The organism is Bacteroides sp. 43_46 (assembly GCF_001915455.1).
GTDB classification, from domain to species: domain Bacteria; phylum Bacteroidota; class Bacteroidia; order Bacteroidales; family Bacteroidaceae; genus Bacteroides; species Bacteroides caccae.
The window spans coordinates 20,163-43,437 of sequence record NZ_MNQN01000122.1 but is presented as its reverse complement, the minus strand read 5'-3'; the positions used below and the strand labels follow the sequence as shown (position 1 = coordinate 43,437).

The 23,275-nt window shown below is 42.3% G+C and carries 12 protein-coding genes and 1 pseudogene; 7 read left to right on the top strand and 6 right to left on the bottom strand.

Annotated elements, in window-relative coordinates; genetic code table 11:
- The first annotated feature begins 18 nt into the window (after positions 1–18).
- Both BHV72_RS13820 and BHV72_RS13815 read left to right on the top strand, forming a co-directional pair.
- The gene (locus tag BHV72_RS13820; RefSeq protein WP_055169528.1) at positions 19–1,401 is read left to right on the top strand and encodes an alpha-L-fucosidase; all 1,383 of its coding nucleotides are present in this window, start codon (positions 19–21) and stop codon (positions 1,399–1,401) included.
- 232 nt (positions 1,402–1,633) lie between these two features.
- Positions 1,634–5,656: a hybrid sensor histidine kinase/response regulator transcription factor gene (locus BHV72_RS13815; protein ID WP_005676746.1), complete on the top strand. Its 4,023-nt coding sequence runs from the start codon at positions 1,634–1,636 to the stop codon at positions 5,654–5,656.
- Between the two features lies 1 nt (position 5,657).
- Here the strand turns inward: BHV72_RS13815 and BHV72_RS13810 are convergent, their stop codons facing one another.
- The gene (locus tag BHV72_RS13810; RefSeq protein ID WP_286856167.1) at positions 5,658–7,919 is read right to left on the bottom strand and encodes a glycosyl hydrolase family 95 catalytic domain-containing protein; all 2,262 of its coding nucleotides are present in this window, start codon (positions 7,917–7,919) and stop codon (positions 5,658–5,660) included.
- Positions 7,920–8,199: 280 nt separating this feature from the next.
- Between BHV72_RS13810 and BHV72_RS13805 the strand changes: the two genes are divergently transcribed.
- Complete coding sequence (locus tag BHV72_RS13805; protein WP_005676743.1) at positions 8,200–9,423, top strand: glycoside hydrolase family 88 protein; 1,224 nt, start codon at positions 8,200–8,202, stop codon at positions 9,421–9,423.
- Positions 9,424–9,434: 11 nt separating this feature from the next.
- Positions 9,435–10,670 (top strand): DUF2264 domain-containing protein, encoded by a 1,236-nt coding sequence (locus BHV72_RS13800; protein ID WP_005681995.1) that lies wholly within the window; start codon positions 9,435–9,437, stop codon positions 10,668–10,670.
- A 142-nt stretch (positions 10,671–10,812) separates the two neighbouring features.
- Here the strand turns inward: BHV72_RS13800 and BHV72_RS13795 are convergent, their stop codons facing one another.
- The 4 genes and pseudogenes from BHV72_RS13795 to BHV72_RS13780 all read right to left on the bottom strand — a co-directional run bounded on the left by BHV72_RS13795 (position 10,813) and on the right by BHV72_RS13780 (position 16,361).
- Complete coding sequence (locus BHV72_RS13795) at positions 10,813–11,649, bottom strand: OmpA/MotB family protein (protein WP_005676741.1); 837 nt, start codon at positions 11,647–11,649, stop codon at positions 10,813–10,815.
- A 31-nt stretch (positions 11,650–11,680) separates the two neighbouring features.
- The gene (locus BHV72_RS13790; protein WP_122295357.1) at positions 11,681–12,262 is read right to left on the bottom strand and encodes a non-canonical purine NTP diphosphatase; all 582 of its coding nucleotides are present in this window, start codon (positions 12,260–12,262) and stop codon (positions 11,681–11,683) included.
- A gap of 64 nt (positions 12,263–12,326) precedes the next feature.
- Entirely contained in the window at positions 12,327–13,244 is a 918-nt protein-coding gene (locus BHV72_RS13785; protein WP_005676739.1) for a YitT family protein, read from the bottom strand.
- Between the two features lie 116 nt (positions 13,245–13,360).
- A pseudogene (locus BHV72_RS13780) lies at positions 13,361–16,361 on the bottom strand (leucine--tRNA ligase).
- A gap of 633 nt (positions 16,362–16,994) precedes the next feature.
- Between BHV72_RS13780 and BHV72_RS13775 the strand changes: the two are divergent.
- The gene (locus BHV72_RS13775; protein ID WP_250539291.1) at positions 16,995–17,870 is read left to right on the top strand and encodes a DMT family transporter; all 876 of its coding nucleotides are present in this window, start codon (positions 16,995–16,997) and stop codon (positions 17,868–17,870) included.
- Between the two features lie 30 nt (positions 17,871–17,900).
- Here BHV72_RS13775 and BHV72_RS13770 read toward each other — a convergent pair whose 3' ends face one another.
- Complete coding sequence (locus tag BHV72_RS13770) at positions 17,901–18,443, bottom strand: RNA polymerase sigma-70 factor (RefSeq protein ID WP_250539292.1); 543 nt, start codon at positions 18,441–18,443, stop codon at positions 17,901–17,903.
- A gap of 142 nt (positions 18,444–18,585) precedes the next feature.
- On the opposite strand from BHV72_RS13770, the gene BHV72_RS13765 reads away from it, so the two are divergent.
- Together BHV72_RS13765 and BHV72_RS13760 are read left to right on the top strand one after the other, a co-directional pair.
- Positions 18,586–19,656: a FecR family protein gene (locus BHV72_RS13765; RefSeq protein WP_258908945.1), complete on the top strand. Its 1,071-nt coding sequence runs from the start codon at positions 18,586–18,588 to the stop codon at positions 19,654–19,656.
- Between the two features lie 324 nt (positions 19,657–19,980).
- The gene (locus BHV72_RS13760) at positions 19,981–23,265 is read left to right on the top strand and encodes a SusC/RagA family TonB-linked outer membrane protein (RefSeq protein WP_229066571.1); all 3,285 of its coding nucleotides are present in this window, start codon (positions 19,981–19,983) and stop codon (positions 23,263–23,265) included.
- Positions 23,266–23,275 lie beyond the last annotated feature (10 nt).

Sequence of the window (23,275 nt, the reverse complement as noted above, 5' to 3'; positions counted from 1 at the left end):
GTATAAAATAAGTTTTGTATGAAAAGAATTTTTATAGTAATTGTTCTTTTGACAGTTATATCCAATTATTCTATGGCTACTACCGAAGACAATTTGCATTGGTTCAAAGATGCAAAATTCGGTTTGTTTATACATTGGGGATTATATTCTCAGACAGCCGGTGAATGGAAAGGCCATCCAACCGAAGGTGGCGAACACTTTATGCTTTATGAGCGTATTCCGTTAAAAGAATATGCAACAATAGCCAAAGATTTTAATCCGGTAAAATTTGATGCGAAGAAATGGGTACGGGCTGCCAAGCACGCAGGAATGAAATATTTGGTATATACGACTAAACATCATGATGGATTTGCCATGTATAATTCAGCTTGCAGTGATTATAACATAGTGAAGTGTACTCCTTTTGCCAAAGATCCTTTAAAAGAACTGGCGGAAGTTTGCAAAAAAGAGGGAATCAAGCTGGGACTTTATTATTCATTAGGACGTGATTGGGAAGATCCGGATGTTCCTACTAACTGGCCTGTAAAAGCAGGCCGCAGCAATACTTGGGATTATCCGGATGAAGATAGCAAGCAGTTACCGGCTTATATTGAACGCAAAGTAAAACCACAATTAAAAGAATTACTTACGAATTACGGTGAAATAGCAGTTATCTGGTTCGATACGCCTGAACTGGTTACCAGGCAACAGAGTAAGGAATTACGTGAATTGATTCATTCGTTGCAACCGGGGTGTTTAATCAATAGTCGCATTGGGAACGGATTAGGAGACTATTCAATTATCGAACAGAAACTTTCTAACAGCATAAATAATAAACCTTGGGAGGCTTGCCTGACGATGGGTAAGAACTGGGGGTACAATCGTTATGATACTGTTTATAAAAAGCCGGATATATTAATCAGAAATTTTGTAGACATTGTCAGTAAAGGTGGAAATTTATTGTTGAATGTGGGACCAGACCAAGCAGGATGTTTTCCGGAGCAAACGGATATAATATTGAAAACTTTTCATAAGTGGCTGAAGAGTAATGGCGAGGCTATTTATGGAACAACTCCCTGGCGTATCTTTGGAGAAGATTTTACGGTAAATAGAGTAGAAGATACTGAACAGAAACCTTTTCACGATGCAGTATATGATGGAACTCCTAAAGATATTGTACCTGATGTCCGCTTCACCATGAGAGGTAAAAGTGTATATATTATCGTACGTCATGTTACTAAAGCTTCTTATACATTGCGTTCCTTTTCTTCGGAAAAGGATAAAATCAGGAAAGTTACATTATTGGAGAATCATAAGAAGGTAGACTGGGAATTGGATGATGACGGGTTAAAAATAAGTAATATACATCGTTCTACTAAAGACTCTTTTCCTGTTTATGTGCTAAAAGTAGAATATTTCTGATACTTATAAAATTGAGAGTAAAGGTTGTGAATTTCTATAAAATTTGCAACCTTTTTTATTATATCTGACATAAGTGAAGAAAACCTTTGTTAGAATCGTAAAGGCAGGATTATAGATTGATTCGCCTATAAAAATGTTGTTTATGTCCAGTATTTTTTCGAATATTGCAAATTGTTAGTATATTTAAGCGATTAATTTGTGATTAACAGAACAACACCAAATAAAAAATAATATGAAGTTACGTCATTTATTACTGTTGTTTATTTCTTTTTTCTTTGTTTTGCCATTATATGCTGAATATTTCAAACATATTGGTTTGTCGGAAGGTTTAACACAGCCCTCTGTGATGGCTATTTATCAGGATAGGTTGGGCAGAATGTGGTTTGGAACAAAGGAAGGAATAAGCCAATATGATGGAAACCGTGTAAGAATATTCAAAGGCTGGATAAAATCTGTAGGTGAAGAACCACCGGTCTGGTTGGGCAATGAAGTTTCGTTTATCGTTGGTGACAGCTTGGATAATCTATATTTCTTAATTGATAAGAATTTAATCAAATATGACATACAAACAGAGAAATTCTCCCGACTCACGAATGAAAGTATTATCACCGCGCTTACTTCGTCCGAAGGACAAGTGTGGTATATGAAACATGATTCTTTATTTTGTTTGAAAGCAGATAAAGAACCAACTTTTGTATTAAAAACGAATATCACTTCACGTATTTGTTGCCTGACCATGATGGACGATCAGATTGGTATCGGGACATATAACGGAGTTTATCTGATTGATCGCCGTACATATCAGCAAAAGCAACTATTGGAAGGGGTGGAGATTTATCGCATATTTGAAAGTTCTCAAAAAGAGCTATGGATTGGTACCCGCATGCATGGATTATATCGAATGAACGACAAACAACAATTGTCGAAAGTTCCTTATTTGCCGGGAACTTCGGAAGGTATCAGTAGCGAACAGATTCGTGATTTTGTAGAAGATAACGAGGGAAATATATGGTTCGGTACTTTTGACGGACTTCATCGCTACAGTATTGGTAACAAACAGTATTCTCTCATTCAAATTCCCCAATATGTGGGCGGGCTGAATCATCCCTCTATCTTTGCATTGTATAAAGATGTTGCCGGAACTATCTGGGTAGGTAGTTACTATGGAGGAGTTAATTATTTCAGCCCTCAACATGATACTTTTGTACATTATGACTATGGGAGAAAGATAAACTCATATTATTCTTATATCGGAGAAATTGTTATTGATAAGAATGAGCATTTATGGCTTAGTACAGATGGGGGCGGTATCACTTGTGTAGATAAGAAATGGAATACTCTTCAGCAGTTTACAGCCGGTGGAAAAAACTCTATTTCTCATAATAATGTGAAAAGTATTTGTTATGATGAAAAGAAGAATTGTCTGTATATAGGAACCTATTTGGGTGGTTTGTCACGTTATGACTTGAATACAGGTCGTTTTTATAATTATTGGAAAGAAGAGAGTCACTCTTCCGATATGCCTGATGAAATTGTTTATCATGTGAAGATATGGAAAGATCAAATATATATATCTGCCCATAATGGCTTTTTTCGGTTGGATACTCAGACACAGAAATTCCATAGGATCAACATTCCTTTTGCATTTTATGAGCATTTCGATATTGATGCGGAAGGTAATTTGTATATGGTGGGTTGGAAAAATGTTTTGTGTACTCATGTAGAACATCCCGAGTCTATAGTCTATGTTCCATTGGCAGAAGGAGATAGTAAAGCAACTCCTACCCGTGTGCTTGCCACCTCCGATGGTGTCTATATCGGTACGTTAGGAATGGGGCTCTTTTTTTATGATAGGCAGACGCGTAACATGGCTCATTATACTTCCCGAAACAATCAGTTGCCGGGTGATTTCTGCTATAATCTTTGCCGGACCCAGGATGGAAAGATTCTGATAACAGGTGATAAGGGAGTCACCTGCTTTGTTCCTTCCGAGGGCACTTTCACAACGATTGATTTGATGAGAAACTTTCCCTCGACTCATATTATCAACGGATGTGGAATTTTGGTATCCGGAGAGGGAAGTATTTACATTGGAGATACAAAAGGAGTAACCGTATTCTCAGAAAATGAGTTTAACAAAACCGGTACTGCTAATGAGAATTCTAACTTTTACTTTTCAGAACTTTGGGTCGATAATAAGACGATTATTCCGGGAGATGATACAGGGATATTGTCTCAGTCGCTCCCGTACACTCGTGAACTTAAACTTAATTATGATCAGAATAATCTGATTATTCATTTTGCTTTGTCCGATTACGGACAACAATTATCGGAAAAATGGTTTCAATATAAGCTTGAAGGTTTGGACAAGAATTGGATTAAGACTAAACAGACGGAATTGTATTACACTAATCTGGATCCGGGAAAATATACGTTGCATGTGGCTTCGATAAATGAAAAGAGCGGGCAAAGTTTGGAGGAAATAACGATGCAGCTTGTCATTGCCTCTCCGTGGTATGATACGTGGTGGGCATGGATAATCTATGTGACAGCTTTCATTGCGTGCGTTTTCTATTATGTATATAGTAAAATAGCAAAACGCACATTGGCTCTTTCTTTGGAAAAGGAACGTTTTGAGAAACAACAGATAAAGCAGCTTAACCAGGAAAAACTAGTTTTCTTTACAAATGTGAGCCATGAGTTCCGAACACCTCTAACTCTGATTATCAGTCATATTGATATCCTATTACAAAAATATTCATTGAATCCTTCTATATACAATCAGATAACGAAGATTAGGAAAAATGCGCAACAAATGAATAAGTTGATCTCTGAGTTGCTTGAATTCAGGAAATTGGAACAGAATTATGGAACGATACAAATAAAGCAACAGGATATAATTGTATTTTTGAAGGAAATCTATCTTTCTTTTGTCGATTATGCACAGCAAAGGAATATAAATTATGAATTCAAATTACCGGAATTGTCTGTCTTATGTTGGTTTGAACCGCAATTAATGGAGAAAGTATTCTTCAATCTTTTGTCCAATGCCTTTAAGTATACCTCCGACAAAGGGAATATTATTCTGTCGGGAGAGATAACGAATAGTGATATAAAAATTAATATAACGGATACCGGTATCGGTATTTCTGAACAAGATAAAGATAAAATATTTGCACGATTCTTTCAGGCTGACAATCAAGAAAAGAAAGGAAGCCTGTTTAGCGGAACCGGTATCGGATTGGCATTGACCAGAACAATTGTGGAAAAACATCATGGAGAGATAACAGTGAAAAGTGTTGTTGGTGAAGGTAGTACATTTACAGTGCGGCTGCCCCGCCGGAAAGATGTATTCCTGAACGATAAGAATGTACAATTTTATACTCAGGATTCTGAAAGTGATATTATCCCCGATTCAATGCCTGTATTTGTAGATGAGGGGAATTCGCCCATAGAACTTATTGAGACTAAAGATACGGAAAACAAGACTCATACGGTGCTTCTTGTGGAAGACAATGATGAGTTGCTCCAAGTGCTGAAAGAGCTTTTCGAGCCTTTCTATAAGATCATTTGTGCCCATGACGGGAAAGAAGGACTCAGTCAGATTTATGAGAACTCTCCTGATTTAGTTATCAGTGACGTCATGATGCCTGAGATGACCGGAACAGAAATGTGTCTGCAAATTAAGAATAATATAGATTTATGTCATATACCTGTAATTCTGTTGACTGCACTCAACTCTACCGAGCAGAACATTGAGGGACTCAGCCGTGGTGCCGATGATTATATCACGAAACCCTTTCATGCACAGTTGTTACTGGCACGTGCCAATAACCTGATACGCAGCCGCTTGCTGATGCAACATCAATTTGATAAGAAACCGATGTCCGAGATTGATTTGGCCAGCATAAATCCTTTGGACAAAGATCTGTTGAAACGGGCTTCACAGGTGATTGAGCAACATATTGACGATACGGAATTTGATATTCCGGCTCTTTGTAAAGAAGTAGGTGTCGGTCGGTCATTGCTTTATACTAAGTTCAAAGCATTAACCGGCATGACACCCAATAACTTCTTGCTAAATTATCGCCTGAAGCACGCAGCCACTTTATTGAAGCAATACCCTGATCTTCCCATTGCAGAGGTTAGTGACCGTAGTGGGTTCAATGCGCCCGTATATTTCAGCCGTTGCTTCAAAAACCAGTTCGGATGTACACCTCAGAATTACCGGAAAGAAAAGAAACAGGCAGACTGATTCAGGACTGTTTCTTTTTTCCGAAACAATTCGTTCTGCTATTATTCACAGGACGAATGGTGAAGTCCGGCTGAGTACCTTTGGAGTAAATGATTACTTCTTCGCCTTTCTGTAAATCTATTTTGTACATAGATTCGGATAAAGCTGTGGCCTCAAATTGGCGTTTTCCTTTGAAGACAGGTGAAGATATGTCAGTCACTACAATGCAAGGTTCGCCTGCAAGGCTTTTGATAGTGATAAACTCAGTCTTACCGTTTTTCCGGCTGGCAGTGATAAGAAAAGCACCTTCAGCACGGAAGTCTTTATAAGCAATGTCTTTCCAACTGTCGGGAACGGCAGGGAAGATGCGCAGCTTTCCTCCCCAACTTTGAAGCAACATATCATGGATAGACTGGGCGGCAGATAATGGTGTTTCTATGACCGGGCCCGATTCACGATAAAGTGTATTGACAGATAAGAATTTAGTAAACAACTTGTCAAGGTATGTAAGCGCTTCATTGCCTTTACCCAAAGCGGATGATATAGAGGATGCTCCCGTACATAAATATCCCTGATGTGCCCCGGATTTGCCTTGCCAATAGAGGAGTGATTTCTCTATGAGGTCGTATTCTTCGGGATTTTCCTTATTGATAAGATATAGAGGATAGGCAGCCAATAGATGCGAATAATGGCGGTGCGAGAAAGCATAAGGAACATCCCGTCCTATCATAAGCCCGTTGGCCGGGTCTGTGGGGAACGGTGTAAGTTCCTCCAAAGTCGTTCTCCAACGCGGGATAAGCGGATCGTCTATGTTCAGCCGGCCGGTAATCTCAAGTAATGTCCGGCAACCCCAAGATAATAATGCCAGGTCGAAGTTACAATCTTCCGCACTGCCATATTCCGGAGAATATGTTTGGGGCAGATGTATCTTGCCGTCTTTTCCTTTGTAGGTAAAGTGCAGGTAGTAGTTGATAGCTTGTTTAAGTACAGGAAAGAGTTTGTTGCGTAATAGCTCGTCATCCATTTTGTGGCGATAAATCAACCATAAGCTATGGCATACCCAAGGCAAAAGCCCGACTTCCGCTGCTTTGTCCACACCGGGGATTCCGATTTCGCCGGATTCGCATACCAGATTTGACGAGCGTCCTATTGCCAATGCGTCTTTGCGATAGGCTTCCGGTACGTTTTTCTTAAGGTTTTCTATATTGTTGTAAATAGCATTCTCCAGAGAGGCTGCCAAATCGAGATGATTGGATGCATTGAGTGCCCAATAGGTCAGTTGTACGTTCAAGTTCCACCATGCATTGGGCCATGGAGTGACGGTCAGCCATGGGCCGGTGTTGTCTATTAGTGCACGGTCGCCGCGCGTGGCACTGGCAAGCTTATACATCTGTATCCAATAGAAATTCTCTTTCATACCATCCGGTAACGTAAGGAAACTGCTCGGATAGTAATGATTCCACCAGGTACGGTGTTGTTTCTGTAATTTTCCGGTTCCTGTTGCTAATGCCTTATCCAAAATTTGAGCGGCATCCTTTTCGGCCGTGGCTTCGGGATACGAATGAGTTACGGTAATCCAGTATGTGCGTTCATTTTTTTTAGTTCGGGTTTCTTTCCATGCAACGGCTGTTTCACCTCCTGCCCGCAATTTCTGAACGGATACTTCCGGTTTTACCTCCGGTGCCGGGTTAAGAGAGTAGTCTTCAGGCACCTTTATCCATTTTCCTTCTCCTTTTGCATAAAGATATCGCGGGCTTTGGGCGGAGGCAGGTATCCATTCCCAACGGAAGTTTTTCTCTCCATCGGTGGCGTTAGTCTGAACCAGCATTACCATATCATTGGCGTGTACATAGGCGTGCAGACGGATGATTCCTTTTGTGGTGGTTATCTCTGCTTTTGTTTCGGCATTCCAGATGTCAAGATGCATCGTTCCATTTACGATTGTACCTTCAGGATGTAAGGCGAAGTGCCCGGTGAGCAGTCGGGGAATGGCAAATAAGTCCGATCCCGCTTTGTGGTCGTGTACCGAGCAGTTGCCGGTTTCAAACCGGATATAGTTCTGTCCCGGTTCCTTATAAATCATAAGTCCCAACATACCGTTGCCCATATAAGCCGATTCATACCAGTATTCGGGCAGTATTTCCCAGATCAAATCTTGTTTTTGCATGAAAGCAGGCCAGTCTATATCCGTTTTTACTTTTTCTGTTCGGGCGGATGCGGATGTATATCCTGTTACTGACAGACAAAGGCATAAAATAAAAAAGCGTATTTTAATGTTCTTCATGATGTTGTATGATTATTATGTCGCAGGCAAAGATGAAAATTATATCTGTATTAATCAATATTTTCCCCGTTGATTTGGATGATTTGGAAAATAGATGCAACTATTGAGGACAATTTAGTCAGATAAGATAAAAATAAATGGTGCTATTTTGCCATACATTAATATCTTAATTAGATGATAGAAAAAATACTTATATTTGTGTTCTCATTATTTTATACAATTATATGTATTCGGTCATTCAGAAAAGGAAATTATTCATTTATAATAAAGAATCTATATCATGAAATTGAAAAACTCTATTCTTGCAGGATGTACTGCTCTTGTGGTAGCCACATCTTGCACCCAAAGAGCTGTCGAGAAACAAACATGGGTTGAAAAAGCTATTGAAAACGCACACGCTCAAATTGGATTGGAAATTGATACTATTGAAAGTAGCGGCAGATTTCTGAATCCGGTGACGCTCAATAATAAGGGTGGTGTCTATTATTGCGGATACGCTGACTGGCGGAGCGGCTTTTTCCCCGGCAGTGTATGGTATTTGTATGAACTGACAGGCGACACTGCTTTGCTTCCGCTTGCCCAGAAATATACCGAGGCTATTAGCGAAGCACAAAATCTTACTTGGCATCACGATATTGGTTTTATCATTAATTGCAGCTTTGGCAATGGCTTGCGCCTGATTGATAAACCCGGTTATAAGGAGGTAATGATCCAAGCAGCAAAATCTCTTTGTACCCGTTTTCGTGAAAAGCCTCAAGTGATTCAAAGCTGGGATGTGAAAGGAAATAGCTGGCAGTCGAAACGGGGCTGGGAATGTCCTGTGATTATAGACAACATGATGAATCTTGAATTGTTGTTTGAAGCAACCAAACTTTCCGGTGATTCTACTTTCTATAACGTAGCGGTGATGCACGCAGACCGTACATTGAAAGAGCAATTCCGCCCGGACGGAAGCTGTTATCACGTTATTGATTACAGTATTGAGGACGGAACCGTACGTCATCGTCAGACTGCTCAAGGCTATTCCGATGAATCTGTTTGGTCTAGAGGACAAGCATGGGCGATCTATGGATATACCGTATGTTATAGAGAAACAAAGAATCGTACTTACCTTGACCAGGCAATCAAGACTTTCGAATTTATGAAAAATCTTAAGAATATGCCGGAGGACCTTGTTCCATATTGGGATATGGACGCGCCCGATGTTCCTGCCGCCCCGCGAGATGCTTCTTCGGCTTCTGTCATAGCATCCGCCTTATATGAGATGAGTACTTATGACCTGCCGGACGCTGCTTCTTACCGGGCGTATGCCGACAAAATAATGGAGTCGCTTGCATCAGAGAGCTATACTGCCAAATTGGGAGAAAACGGACGGTTTATCCTGATGCACAGTGTAGGTAGTATTCCTCATAACAGCGAAGTGGATGTTCCGTTGAACTATGCGGATTATTATTATCTGGAAGCTTTGAAACGTAAAACGGATATTGAAAAAACTGCCATTTAAAAAGAATGATTATGAAAATGAGAATTGTTTTATTAGCTCTTATTTCTTTTTGTTTCCTGAGTGTAAATGCCGCTGATAAGAAAAAGAATCAACCGGTGAACGACAGAACACAGTGGGTTGACTTATGTTATAAAATAGCGCAACCCGTTTTGGAGAATATGAGTAAAGGCGAGTTGCAAAAGAATATGCAACTGGAGTTGAGTCCTACGTGGGACGGAAGAGACAAGCGGGTGGCTTATATGGAAGCATTCGGTCGGCTCATGGCAGGCATTTCTCCCTGGCTGGAGCTGCCTGATGATGATACGGCAGAAGGAAAGCAACGCAAGCAAATACGTGAGTGGGCTTTGAAGGCTTATCAAAATGCTGTTGACCCGCAGAGTCCGGATTATTTGCTGTGGAAAGGACATCAGCAGCTTTTGGTAGATGCCGCTTATCTTGCGGAAAGTTTCATCCGTGCTCCTAAGGCCACTTGGGGACAGTTGGATGATACGACAAAAGAACGTTATATTGAATGTTTTAAGAAGGTGCGTGTCATCCGTCCTGCCTATAATAACTGGTTACTGTTTCGTGACATGGTAGAGGCTTTCTTGCTTTCCGTCGGTGAAGAACCTGACGGTTATGCCTTGACTACCGGCCTTAATAAAATAAATGAATGGTATCTTAGTGATGGATGGTATTCCGACGGAGCGGAATTTTCGTTGGATTATTATAATTCTTTCGTTATTCATCCCATGTATGTCGAGATACTGGAAACGTGCAGCAAGAACCGTTTTCCTACCCCAATCAGTTATAAGCTGGCAATCAGTCGTATGCAACGTTTTAATACCTTCATCGAACGTCTTATTTCTCCGGAAGGTACCTTCCCGGCTTTCGGGCGTTCCGTAGTCTATCGTATGGGAGCATTCCAATCGTTGGCATTGGCTGCCTGGAAATATGGCCTTCCTGAAGGACTGACTAACGGACAAGTCCGGAGTGCATTAAGTGCAGTGATGAGAAATATGTTTTCAGTAGATGGAAATTTTGATGATAAAGGATTCCTGGCACTTGGTTTTGCGGGACATCAGCCGGATTTGGCCAACTATTATACTAATAATGGTAGCTTGTATATGACTTCACTCGTTTTCTTGCCTTTGGGTCTTCCTGCCGATCATCCTTTTTGGAGTGATCCGGCCGAGGAATGGACATCTCAAAAGGCATGGGCGGGAAAAGCTTTTCCAATTGATGGACACCAGTCATTAAAGAAGTGATGTTTCCCCCGTCATTATCCGTTCAACGCGGGTAATGACACATCCTTCTAAAAAATAGATAGTTTAATGGCTTGAAACACTAAATATCGAAAAAGAGGCTAACGTTAGGTCAGCCTCTTTTTCGATATAAGAATTTTTAATTTTACTCTTCCGTGCTTTGGAGCATTTGGAACAGTTTGTCTAACTTCGGAGCCATGATAATCTCCGTACGGCGGTTCTTACTTCTGCCTTCTGCCGTTTCGTTGTCATCGACAGGCATATATTCGCCGCGGCCGCTCGGTTGTATCTGCAAAGGATTCACGTTATAGTTTTTAATCAGAATACGTACGACGGAGGTAGCACGAATCACACTCAAATCCCAGTTATCCTTGAATTGTACAGTGTTGATAGGCTTATTGTCCGTATGTCCTTCAATAAACACATCAATATCCGTCTGTTTGTTCAGTACTTCGGCCAATTTGCCAAGAGCTTCTTCACCACGCTTATCCAGACGGGCGCTTCCTGATTGGAATAATAATTTATCCGACATTGCCACATATACTTTTCCGTCTTTTTCGCGAACGGTCAGTTCATCGCTGCTGAAGCCTAATAACGCATCTTTTACGCTACTCAACAGTTTCCGGACTTTCTCATTCTGCGCATTGATCATCTGCTGCAACTCGTTGATAGTACGCTCTCTTTCGTTCAACTCGTTTTTCTTCTGGTTCAACAGGGCGTTCAGTTTTTCCTGTTCGGTCATGTTCACATTCAGCATACTTTGATACTGGCGGATACTGTTTCCCATTTTTGTTGTATCACGCATGAGGTTTTTGATTTGTACCGACATTTGGTTGCCCGTGTTACGGCAGTCGGTCAGTAGTCCTTGCAAACTATCTTTGCTTGCGGTAGCTGCCAGCTCTGCAAGCATGAACTTCTTTTTCGTTACACATGAAGTACATAATAGGATCGTAAGGAAAGTAAATAAAGTAATTTTCTTCATTGTGTTTTATGTTTTAAAAGGATATATACAATTAGTTTTGTAGAAATTCACATAGTTTTTGCACAGCCAGTGCACGGTGGCTGATTTTATTCTTGATATCATTTCCCAGTTCGGCGAACGTCCGTTCATAGCCTTCCGGTTTGAACACGGGATCATAACCAAAACCCGAATCGCCCCGTTTTTCTCTGATTATCTCGCCCTTTATCACTCCTTCAAAAAGATATTCCTTTCCATCCAATATCAACGAAATGGCAGTACGGAATTGTGCTTTGCGATTTTCTTTGCCTTCCAGTTCGTGAAGCAGTTTGAGCATATTGGCTTGGGCGTCGTGTCCTTCGCCGCCTGCATAGCGGGCGGAATAGACTCCGGGGGCCCCGTCTAAGGCTTCTACTTCCAGTCCGGTATCATCGGCAAAGCAATCCAGGCCGTAGTTTTTAAAGATAAACGACGATTTCAACAGAGCATTTCCCTCCAGCGTCTCGGCTGTTTCGGGAATATCCGTATGGCAACCGATATCGTTGAGGCTCAGCAGTTCTATTTGGTCTCCTAAGATAGCGGCTACTTCTTCCAGTTTATGAGCGTTGTTGGTAGCAAATACCAGTTTGCGTTTCATCATCTTATTTTGTTTTTAACGGGGTTGTTCAATACTTATCGGGCCAATCAAAGCTTGGAACCGGTTATTTTACTTTCAGTTTTTCGAATCCTTCGCCATATACTCCGATAACTGAACTTTGGGAGATAAAAGCATTCGGGTCGATACGTTTCACCAGACGGAAGATGTCGAGTGACTGGCGTTTCTTGGCAAGTACTACCAGTACTTTTACATTGGCTTTACTGTACCAGCCTGTGCCATCGAGCACGGTTACTCCGCGATCGGCATCTTTGATGATACGGTCGGCTATTTCGTCATACTTCTTGGAGAAAATGAAGAATTGGACCGATTGGCGTGCACTGTTGATAATCCAGTCGAGCACGACGCCAATGATGAACAGGGTGACGAAACCGAAGATAACACGACGCCAGTCATGGAATATAAAGTAACAGGAACTGATGATGAATACATCGCAAATCATAATCATTCTTCCGAGTGTCACATCTTTATATTTGTTAACTATGGCGGCGATAATATCTGTTCCTCCCGTACTTCCGTTATAGTTGAACACAATGCCCAGACCTACGCCACACATGGCGGCACCGATGATACAGGCCATGAAATCCTGTCCGGGACCGAGCAGTAGCGGTTTACCGTCGGCTGTCATGTCCGGTACTTCCACATAATTGTTGACCAGTAGTTGGAACAACCAGAGCAGGAAAGTTAGCATAAAGATAGCATACGTCGTTTTTATACTGAATCGCGGGCCTAATATCCGGATAGCAAATGTCATCAGAACGGCGTTGATAATGAAATATGACCATTGGATAGGGAATCCGGTTGAGTAGTAGATGATAGCACTGATACCGGTAGTTCCTCCGGTCGTTATCTGATAGGGCAGTAAGAATGCCGCCCAGCCCAAAGAATAGCTGATTAGTCCGAGAGTGATGTAAGCATAATCTTTCACTTCTCTCATTATTCCCGCTTTTGCTAGTTTATGCATTGATTTTAAGTATTAGGTGTCAAAGTATCAGGTATCAAGTATTAAGTATTCACCTTGCGGATATATATTTGAATCATAGCCGTGGTGATACTTAATACTTATTACTTAATGCCTGTTTAAATAACAACGTTTACAATCTTCTTCGGAACGACGATGATCTTTTTTGGAGTCTTTCCTTCGATCCATTTCTGTGAACGTTCGTCAGCCAATACGGCTGCCTGGATGGCGTCTGAAGTTTCATCTGCAGCAAATTCCATATTGAAACGTGCCTTTCCGTTGAAAGAGATCGTGTAGTTGATTGTATCTTCTTTCAGATATTCTTCGTTGTATGCCGGCCATTGGGCGTCGCATACGGAAGTTTCGTGTCCCAGTACGTCCCACAATTCTTCGCAAACGTGCGGAGCGAAAGGAGCAAGCGTGATGACGAGTTGTTCCAGAATCTCTTTCTTACTGCATTTCAGGTTGAAAAGCTCGTTTACGCAAATCATGAATGCACTGATAGAGGTATTGTAAGAGAACTGCTCAATGTCACCGGTCACCTTCTTGATAAGTTTGTGGAGGCTTTTCAGTTCTTCCTTCGTTGCCGGTTCGTCCGTCACCAGATATTCATCCGTGCGGCTGTAGAACAGCGACCAGAATTTGCGGATAAAGCGGTGTACACCATCGATACCGTTTGTATCCCAGGGTTTGGACTGTTCTACCGGGCCGAGGAACATTTCGTACATACGAAGTGTGTCCGCACCGTATTTCTCAACAATCATATCCGGGTTGACAACGTTGAACATTGACTTACTCATCTTTTCAACCCAACCACAGACATATTTTCCGTCTTCGAGGATAAACTCTGCCGTTTTATATTCGGGACGCCATGCCTTGAATGCTTCCAGGTCGAGAATGTCATTGGATACGATGTTAACGTCTACGTGAAGCTGTTGAAAATTGATAATATGTGTTCCTTCAATATCTTTTTGGCAATTTAGAGAGGAAATATATTGGATTTTTTTGTCAATGTTGTCAATACTTTCTACCTTTTTTACTATGTTATAAGATACATATATATTGGTGGGTTCAATCAGTTCAGCAACTTCGTTGAACATATTATTTTTTCTAACTAAAATCATACGATATACAAAGTTACTGCGCCCCTGAATCATTCCTTGGTTTACTAATTTTTGGAATGCCCTGAATCATTCCTTGGTTTACTAATTTTTGGAATGGTTCTTCCATTATGGATACACCCATATCATAAAGGAATTTATTCCAGAAACGAGAATAAATCAAGTGTCCCGTAGCATGTTCGGTACCCCCTACATATAAGTCTACATTCTTCCAGTACCGGTCAATTTTCGGGTCAACCAATGCTTTATGATTGCGCGGGTCCATGTAGCGCAGATAATATGCGGAAGAGCCGGCGAATCCCGGCATGGTATTCAGTTCCAATGGGAAAACGGTTACATTATCAATCTTTTCGTTTTCTACCACGCATTTGTTCGCTGTGTCCCACGCCCATTTCGTAGCGTGTCCCAATGGAGGCTCGCCTGTTTCGGTAGGCAGGAACTTGGCAACTTCCGGAAGTTCCAGTGGCAGACAGCTTTCTTCGATTACATAAGGCATTCCGTCTTTGTAGTAAACCGGGAAGGGTTCACCCCAGTAACGTTGACGTGAGAAGATAGCGTCACGTAAACGGTAGTTTACTTTCACGCGACCCAGATTATGTTCTTTTACATAGTTCTTGGTTTTTTCAATTGCTTCTTTGATAGTCAGCCCGTTCAGGGAGAGGTCACAGTAAGGAGTGACGTCCGGACGCGGAGAGTTGCAGACGATACCTTCTTTGGCGTCGAAACTTTCTTCGCTGACATCACAACCTTCTACCAACGGGCGGATTTCCAATCCGAAATGCTTGGCAAAGGCGTAGTCGCGGCTGTCGTGAGCAGGTACGGCCATGATAGCTCCCGTTCCGTAACCGGCCAATACGTAGTCGCTGATCCAGATAGGTACTGCTTCGCCTGTGAACGGGTTGATCGCATACGAACCACTGAATACACCGGTAACGCTGCGGTCGGCAATACGTTCACGTTCCGTACGTTTCTTAGTACGGTCGAGGTAAGCGTCTACTTCCGCTTTTTGTGCAGGAGTGGTTAATTGTGCCACCAATTCACTTTCCGGGGCCAACACCATAAAGGTAACACCGAACATGGTATCTGCGCGGGTGGTAAAGATTGTAAATTCGAGATCACTGTCTTTTACCTTGAATTGAACTTCAGCACCTTCCGAGCGTCCGATCCAGTTTCTTTGAGTTTCTTTCAGAGAATCTGTCCAGTCGATAGTATCCAGTCCGTCAAGCAAACGTTGTGCGTAGGCGGATACACGCAGACACCACTGGCGCATCTTCTTTTGGATGACGGGGAAACCGCCGCGTTCGCTGACGCCGTCCACTACTTCGTCATTCGCCAATACCGTTCCTAATTCAGCGCACCAGTTTACCATTGTTTCGCCCAGATAAGCGATGCGGTAGTTCATCAGGATTTCCTGTTTTTCCTTTTCGTTTTTTGCGTTCCATTCATCGGCGGTGAAACTGATTTCTTCACTGCAAGCGGCATTCAGTCCCTCGTTTCCGTAGACAGCAAAGGCTTTTTCCAGTTCTTCGATAGGGCGTGCTTTCTGCTCGTCGTTGCAATAATAACTGTTGAACATTTTTAGGAAAGCCCATTGTGTCCAATGGTAATATTCCGGGTCGCAAGTACGGATTTCACGGTTCCAGTCGAAAGAGAAACCGATTTTGTCGAGTTGCTCGCGGTAGCGGTCGATATTGTTGATGGTAGTGATGGCCGGATGCTGTCCGGTCTGGATAGCATATTGCTCGGCGGGCAAGCCGTAAGCGTCGTATCCCATCGGATTGAGTACATTGAAGCCTTGCAGTCGTTTGTAACGGGCGTAAATGTCCGAAGCGATATATCCCAGCGGGTGTCCTACGTGTAGTCCGGCTCCTGAAGGATAGGGGAACATGTTTAATACATAAAATTTCTGCTTCGATTCGTCTTCCGTAACCTGGTAGGTTTTCTCTTCCACCCACCTTGCTTGCCACTTCTTTTCAATCTCCCTGAAATTGTACTCCATAGTGATAAAGTTTTTATTTATAGTGATTTATACTGTTATTTCTAATTTGAGGCACAAATTTACGTGTTTATTTTCAGATAACCACGCTTTACCTATTGACTTTCTCGTTTTTATTTCGTATATTTGGGGAAATTAAAAACAGAAAAGTAATCATGAAATATATAAGTATTATTACATAGGTTCAATAGGTGAATGTGCAAAATTGCATATGAGGATAACGAATGGGCAAGAAACTGTGAAGGTTCTTGCCCATTTTTGTTGCAATAATTCGATTTGAGTAACTGAAAGTGCCTAAAAATAGTTTTTAATAAACTTGGGAACCGTTTATAATAAACTATTTCATTATTTATTAAAAACTCGAAGCGGGTTTATGCAATATCGGTGATAAAGTGTAAAGAAGAAATATCGTGAGGATTTGCCGATTTTTAGTTTTTTCCTTATTTGGTAAGATTTGTTTATACAATGAACCCTTTGCGTTTATTGGTATTTTATTTGACAGTGACCGGGTGCTTCGGCAGGAAGTGACTATTTATAGTTTTGTTTAGTCGAGATTCTGTCTGAAATATATTCATAAGAGTCGGTATATATTTTCGTGATTCCCTGTATCTTTGCGGCATTATTAAAAGTATAAGTATGAAACTGACGCACGGATACTATCATCTGATTGCCATACTGACGGTTGCTATCTGGGGGCTGACCTTTATTGCAACGAAAGTATTGATTAATCACGGACTCACTCCTCAGGAAATTTTCTTTTATCGCTTTTTGATAGCCTATATAGGTATTTGGGCGATTTCTCCAAAACACTTGTTTGCCGATAATTTGAAAGATGAGCTTTGGTTGGTGGCGGGAGGCGTATTCGGCGGATCGCTTTATTTCTTCACAGAAAATACAGCTTTGGGGATTACCCAAGCCTCCAATGTTGCTTTCATCATTTGCACGGCTCCTCTGCTGACTACGATTCTTTCCCTGATCTTTTATAAGAGTGAGAAGGCTACGAAAGGGCTGATCTATGGTTCGCTGTTGGCCCTGATTGGCGTAGGGCTGGTCGTCTTTAACGGAAGTGTGGTGTTGAAGCTCTCTCCTGTGGGTGATTTGCTCACTTTGCTTGCGGCTCTGTCATGGGCTTTTTATAGTCTGGTAATAAAGCGGATGACGGGACGTTATCCCACGGTATTTATTACCCGTAAGATATTTTTCTATGGGGTATTGACTATTCTTCCCGCTTTTCTTCTTCATCCGCTGCAACCGGATTTTGATGTGCTTCTGCAACCGCTCGTATTGTCCAATCTCTTGTTCCTGGCAGTCCTGGCTTCTTTGATCTGCTATATTCTTTGGAATGTGGTTTTGAAACAGCTGGGAACGATGCGGGCCTCCAATTATATCTATTTGAATCCGTTGGTGACGATGGTGGCTTCGGTGCTCATTCTCCACGAACAAATCACATGGATTACGTTAATGGGGGCGGCTTGCATCATATTAGGGGTTTATCTGGCGGAAAAGAAGTAGGATCATTCCATCTTTTATCTGCCGGGAAACTTAGAACAAATATTGATATTGTGTACCCAAGAACTTCCGGATTTGTTTCAGCGCTTTCGTGATTTGTGCCTCTACTGTCTTGACAGATATATCCATTGACTCCGCGATTTCCTGATTTGTCAGATTCTTCGTGCGGCTTTGCAGAAATACCTCACGACATTTTTCGGGAAGTGACAGGATAGCCTCCTGAATTAAATTATTCAGTTCTTCTGTTTCCAGTGAATCGGTGATGCTTACTTGCGGAGTGTCCTGTCCGTTGATATCGTCCAGTGAGACAGTAGCCTTTCTGTCCCGCATAGCGTTCAGACACCTGTTTTTGGCAGCCTGAAAAAGATAAGCTTTGAAAGTAAGCCTGATTTCAAGTTTTTTTCTGTTTTCCCATACGGACGCAAAGATGTCACTTGCTATATCTTCCGCTTCTTGTGTATCTCCTAAATACAAATACATAAAGCGGCAAAGAGCAGTGAAATAAGTATCGAAGACGTACTTGAACGCCTGCTTATCACCATTCTTTATCAATTGCAAAAGGAACATATCGTCCATAGTGTTTGTAATTAGGTTAGTGAGACGTTGCAAAGTTAAAGAATATTTTTTTAGTAGAAACTAAAAAAATGCTTTTCTGAATAAGGGTATGATTCGTTTTTTGTGTCTTAGTATCGGTAACAGTTAAAAACGACAGCGAAGCATGAAAAAAGAAATACCTTGGGAGTTAATCATTTCCGACCTGAAACAAGACATCTCCGATGCTGATAAAAAGCACTTGGAGGAGTGGGTGTCTATCGATGAGAACCGGAAGGTGTATGAAGAACTTCGGGGAGTTTGGGAAAAGGTGCGTGCTAAAGTTATCAATTATACGCCGGACGTAGATTTTTACTGGAAAGAGTTGATGCAACGCATGGAGGAGTGTGAGGAGGCTGAACGGAGACAAGCTGAAGATATGGAAAGGTCTGAAGATAAAGTTGAAGTGAATCTCAAAGATAAGGAACAACCTGTTCGTTTGTGGGCTTTCCCCCGTTTTCAACGCTATGTTGCGGCTGCCTGCGTAGTTGTGGCTGTCTTCCTTTCCGTTTCTTTATATATAGGTATAAAGATCGGTCAGCCGGAAATAGCGCAACAAACCTATTCCAATTGGGGAGGTAAATCGGAAGTAGCTTTGCCGGACGGGTCGAATGTATGGATTCATTCGGCTACTTCGCTTACTTATAATACGAATTATTATTCGAAAAACAGAAATGTCCGGTTGAATGGAGAGGCTTACTTTGATGTGGCCCACGATAAGGATCATCCTTTCGTCGTTGAAACCGAAGGAATGAAAATCACCGTACACGGTACAAAATTCAATGTAGAATCCTTTCTCGGTTCGGAAAATACATTTGTCAGCCTGAAAGAAGGTTCGGTGTCGTTGGAGACGAAAGCGGAAACCCGTTTTCTGCATCCGGGAGAAGTCGGTACTTTCAACAAGCGTAACGGACGGCTTCAAATAGAAAAAGGAGATATCGAGTTGGCTGTCTCGTGGGCAAGCAATCAGATTGTATTTAAAAACAGGCCGTTGAATGAGATTTGCCCTCTTCTGTCCAAATGGTATAATGTGAAGATAAATCTGTCTCCGGAATTGCAGGAACAGTACAGATACACATTCACCTTGCGGCACGAACCGTTGGAAGAAATCATGCGAATCATGTCGCGCATTCATCCTATCAACTATGAATTTAATGATGAGAATATGTTGACGATTTTGCCGAAGCAGAAACAATAAGTGGTAACACACAATGCAAATATCCGAGTTCAATATCGGTAAAATGAATTTTTTGACAAATAAGTAAGAGAGAAAGGCGAGCCTATGATATAATGAAGATATAGAATAAATAAGGGGGAAGTTCCGCTTCCGGCTTTCCCCCCTACCAAATCAAGTTTTTTATTAACCGAAGAAAGTGAGTGAACATTAAAATCTGACCCATTTTAATGCAGCCTCCTTACAGTTAACTTTTAATATCGCAAAAATATGAATTTAAAAAAGCATTTTGCACTTTTAACGCTATTATTTTTTAGCGTTGTACTTTCTGCACAAGTAAAAGAGAAGATGATAACGATAAGCTTCTCGAAAATTCCATTGTCCGAAGCTATGGCACGCATTGAGAAAACCAGCGGCTATACCTTCTTTTATGATGCAACACAAGTAAATGTGAAACAGGAAGTCAGCCTGAACGTGAAACAGGTTCCTGTATCCAAAGCGGTAGGAGAAATGCTGAAAGGCATTGACCTGTCATTTGAAGTGACCAGCACACAGATTGCCTTGTTCCCCCAAAAGAGTACTCCGGCACAGACGGGCAAGGCGACTACAATCATCGGTAAAGTTGTAGACGAGAACGGAGAGCCCATTATCGGAGCTAACGTTTTGGTAGCCGGCACAACGACCGGTGTGATTACCGATATTGACGGTAACTACAAACTGGAAGCGCCTTTCGGATCTTCGCTTCAGATCTCGTATATCGGTTATACGACTCAGACGGTGAAAGCCGGGCAGAAGTCTATCATCAAAATGAAGGAAGACTCCAAGACACTGGAGGAGGTCGTAGTGGTAGGTTACGGTGTAATGAAGAAGAAAGACCTGACCGGAGCCGTGGCATCCTTGAAAGCCAGCGACCTTGAAAAAGAACAACCGAAAACTGTTCAGGATATGCTCCGCACGGGTGTGGCCGGACTTTCGGTAGGTATCGAAACCGACACGAAGGGTAACACCAGCATGATGGTGCGTGGTAAAAACAACCTGCGTGCAACGAGTACGGATAAATCTTCCCTTGAACCTCTGATTGTATTGGACGGAGTAATCTATTCGGGACAGATGACCGACATCAATCCTAACGACATTGAGCAGATAGACGTATTGAAAGACGCCAGTTCCACAGCCGTTTATGGTGCGAAGGCAGCCAATGGCGTTGTGCTGATTACTACCAAGAAAGGAACAAGTTCAACGAAACCGATTATCAATTTCAGTGGTACATGGGGACTTTCAATGGTGAACTCTTTGCCGGAAGTATACGAAGGAGAGGATTTCATCAATTTCCGCCGGGATGTGGAAGTTAGCAAGAATCCTTCAAAAGCAGCTACCGGATATTTCGACAATCCGGCACACATGTCCAATGCGGACTTGGCAAACTGGATGGGAAACGATAAAGGCGACCCGACAAGTATCTGGCTGACACGTCTCGAATTTACCAATACGGAGGTCAACAACTATTTGGCCGGACGTCTTGTAGACTGGCGCGATGTCATTTATCAGGATGTAGCGTTACGTCAGGATTACACGGTCAGCGTGGCAGGAAAGAAAGACGAAATGTCTTATTATTCATCTATCAACTACCTGAAAAACGAGAGTAACGTGCGTGGCGGAGGATACAGTGCTATCCGTGCACGTATCAACCTGGAGAATAAGATACAGAGCTTCCTTACTTACGGTGTGAACGCACAGTTTACTTCACGTGATGAGGGATATATCAGTAGTTCATCCGGCAATTACACTACTCTTTCACCTTTCGGAAGCCTTTACGAAGACGATGGAGTGACTTTGAAACAATACCCTACCGGTAACAATAACCAGAGCAACCCGTTGCTTGCTCCGACTTTCCAGAATAAACGCAATGACATCGAGAACTTGAATGCAGCTCTTTATCTGAAAATCACCCTCCCTTTGGGCTTTTCTATCCAGACTACTTATTCTCCGCGTTTTGAATGGACAAACTATCTTTTCCATAAGGCAGCCGCTTCTCCCGACTCCGGTTCGCAGAACGGCCGTGTGGAACGTACGCATACGAAGGATTTCTATTGGCAATGGGATAATATGCTGAAGTGGAACAAGACATTCGGCAAGCACGCTTTTGACTTTACTTTCCTTGCCAACTGGGAGAAGTTCCAGCGTTGGCATGATGAAATGACGAATGAAAACTTCCTGCCTACCGACGAACTGGGTTATGGAGGTATCGGTTTCGGTACCAGCCCTAACGTATCCAGTGATGATGTCTACCGTACAGGAGACGCCTTTATGGGACGTCTGCACTATGTATACGACCAGCGTTACCTGATTACCGCCACTGTACGTCGTGACGGATATTCGGCTTTCGGTCTTGCCAACCCGCGTGCCACTTTTCCGGCTATCGCATTGGGTTGGGTGTTCTCTGAAGAGAAATTCCTGCACCGTCCGGATTGGTTCGAATATGGTAAACTGCGTCTCTCATGGGGTAAGAACGGTAACCGTGCCGTAGGTACTTATGCTGCATTCATGCAGTTGGCCCCGCGCAAATACATTTATGTGGATCCGGCAACCGGCAGTCTGGTGACCGCCAACACTTTCTACGCTTCTACCATGGCTAATCCCAACCTGAAATGGGAATCAACGACTTCATGGAATATCGGTACGGACCTGACTTTCCTGAAAGGCAGACTGAGCGCGAACCTGGATGTATATAAGAAGATTACGACCGACCTGCTTGTCAGCCGTGAGTTGCCCAGCCTGATCGGTTACAGCTCCGTGATGTCTAATATCGGTGAGGTACAGAATACCGGTGTCGAGCTTTCACTGAACTCTACCAACATCAGAATGGATAAGCTTACATGGCGTACTTCTTTCAGCCTGGCTTATAACAAGAACAAGATAACTCACCTGTACGGAATCATGGAAGATGTGAAAGATGCGGACGGTAACGTTATCGGTCAGCGTGAAGCGGACGATATCAAGAACAAGCGTTTCATCGGACACGATATTGATGAAATCTGGGATTACAAGGTAGTGGGAATCTGGCAGGAAGAAGAACGTGAAGAAGCTGCCAAATACGGTCAGCAGCCGGGTGACGTTCATCTGCTGGATAAAGACATGAACTACAAATATGACAATACGGATAAGGAATTCCAGGGAACTACGATGCCGCGTCTGCGTTGGAGTATGCGTAATGATTTCACGTTGTTCAAGAACTTCAATATCTCGTTCAATATGTACTCCTATATCGGACATAAAAAGACATTGGGACGTTTTACCAACGACAATGCTTTGCTGAACGTGACGAACCAGATTAAACGTGACTACTGGACGCCGGAAAACCGTAACAATGAATATCCGCGTCTGGCCAACAAGAAGCCGGCAGGCGTTTCATATGCCATTTACAAGAACGCTTCTTTCCTGCGTTTTGATAATATCTCAATCGGATATACTTTCCCGAAGAAGCTGATAGAGCCGCTGCGGATTCAGAACCTGAACGTCAATGCTACGATGAAGAATGCAGGTTATATCTCCGGTTGGCCCGGTTACGACCCGGAAAACAGTGATGCAAATACCCCGAGAGTAATTTATTTTGGTATTAACTTGACTTTATAATATCTACAGA